Annotated in this window: 3 protein-coding genes; 1 reads left to right on the top strand and 2 read right to left on the bottom strand. The window is 62.2% G+C overall.

What is annotated here, in order from left to right; translation table 11 throughout:
• Positions 1-532 (bottom strand): glutamine synthetase beta-grasp domain-containing protein (locus AC1D00_RS38660; protein ID WP_477014297.1); only part of this gene is annotated, 532 nt, incomplete at its 3' end.
• A 153-nt stretch (positions 533-685) separates the two neighbouring features.
• Entirely contained in the window at positions 686-1,024 is a 339-nt protein-coding gene (locus AC1D00_RS38655) for a P-II family nitrogen regulator (RefSeq protein WP_007603495.1), read from the bottom strand.
• A 379-nt stretch (positions 1,025-1,403) separates the two neighbouring features.
• Between AC1D00_RS38655 and AC1D00_RS38650 the strand changes: the two genes are divergently transcribed.
• Positions 1,404-2,021: NAD(P)H-hydrate epimerase (locus AC1D00_RS38650; protein WP_477014296.1), on the top strand; the 618-nt coding region annotated here is incomplete at its 3' end.

Below are 2,021 nucleotides of genomic sequence, written 5' to 3'. Positions count from 1 at the left end.
TGGTGCGGACGCGGTGGCCGAGATTGCCGCCTTCATATTCGGTGTCGGTGTTGGTCGGCAGCTCCGAGGAGTCGAGGCGGAAGCCGGTGTTGTAGGGGCTGGAGGAAAAGCGCACGTCGTCGAACACGAAGAACTCGGCTTCGGGACCGACGAAGACGGTGTCGCCCACGCCCATCGACTTCACCATCGCCTCGGCCTTCTTGGCGATGCCGCGGGGGTCGCGGTTGTAGGGCTCGCCCGTGGTCGGCTCGAGCACGTCGCAGGTGATGACCATGGTGGTCTCTGCGAAGAACGGATCGATCGTCGCGGTCACCGGATCCGGCATCAGGCACATGTCGGACTCGTTGATCGCCTTCCAGCCGGCGATCGAGGAGCCGTCGAACATCGTCCCTTCGGCAAATATGTCTTCATCGATCATGCTGACGTCGAACGTCACGTGCTGCCACTTGCCGCGCGGATCGGTGAAGCGCAGGTCGACGTACTTGACGTCGTTGTCCTTGATCGATTTCAGGACGTCTTTGGCGGTCTTCATGCATACCCCTTTTGGCTCTGCGGGTCGGTTTCCAGATGAGCAGGATTATTCTCGCTTTTGGCGAGTTCGCGCGCGACCGCACAAACGAATTCAGGCCGCCGAAGCAGCCTTATTTCTTGTCAGAGTGTCGCAAAATGCGGGATAGCACCCGGCTCAGATAGCGTCCAGCCCGGATTCGCCGGTTCGGATGCGGATCGCCTCTTCGATGTTGGAGACGAAAATCTTGCCGTCACCGATGCGACCGGTCTGCGCAGCGCGGCGGATCGCGTCGATGGCGCGCTCGACCAGATCGTCGCCGATCACGATCTCGATCTTCACCTTCGGCAGGAAGTCGACGATGTATTCTGCGCCGCGGTAGAGTTCGGCGTGGCCCTTCTGCCGGCCAAAGCCCTTGGCTTCGGTGACAGTGATGCCCTGAAGGCCGACTTCCTGAAGCGCTTCCTTCACCTCGTCGAGCTTGAACGGCTTGATGATGGCTTCGATTTTCTTCACTGCGCGCCTCCCGGCATTTCGATCAAATAGCAACGTCTCGTCAGGATGCGCTTTTCTCACGCACGATCTTGTCCTCGCTATGCCGGGATCCCTGACCAGTCCGGCACCAACGGCCGGTCACACCCTGATAGACGTCAGTGAGCACGACGAACCGAAGCGGCTTCCTCGAAAGCAGGGTCTATGCCAAGTTGCAAATGCCCTGATTATTGGAGCGTTATCAGCCTTTTAACGAGCATCTCTGATAGGTGGAGCCGACTGGCCCAAAATACCGAAGACTACGAAATAGGCAAACGGTTCAATCTATGTGCAAATCGACGTTCCGCCGGTCGGATCGGCACGGAAGATGCCTGCTGAAGAGGCGTTTGTACAGGGAAGTGGCATGGAAGTTCTGACCAACGCCGAAATGCAGCGCGCCGACCAGCTCTCGATCGCGGCCGGCACGCCCGGCTTCAAGCTGATGCTGAGCGCGGGCCAGGCGGTCGCCGAGGCCGCCCATGCGCTGGTGGAGGAGGGGCCGATCCTGATCGTGGCCGGCCCCGGCAACAATGGCGGCGACGGTTTTGTCGCAGCCGCCGAGCTCGCCGCCCAGGGCCGCGAGGTCTCGGTGATCCTGATGTGCGAGCGCGACCAGCTCCAGGGCGATGCGGCCTCCGCCGCGCGCGGCTGGAAACACCCGGTGCTCCCGTTCAATCCGCAGGCGATCGGAAAGCCGGCGCTGATCATCGATGCGCTGTTCGGCGCGGGCCTCAGCCGCTCCGTCGACGGCGAGGCGCGCGCGATGATCGAGGCGATCAACGCCAACGGTGCCTTGGTGCTTGCGGTCGATCTGCCGAGTGGCATCAACGGCACCAGCGCCGCCGTGCTGGGCGCTGCAGTCAACGCCGCCGAGACCGTCACCTTCTTTCGAAAGAAGCCGGCGCACCTGCTGCTGCCGGGACGGATGCATTGCGGCCGCGTGCGCGTTGCCGACATCGGTATCGACGCGCAGGTGCTGGAC

It is taken from the genome of Bradyrhizobium sp. P2_E8 (genome assembly GCF_056403875.1).
Note: the sequence above shows the minus strand (reverse complement) of the source record. Positions and strands in the feature narration are given on the sequence as shown.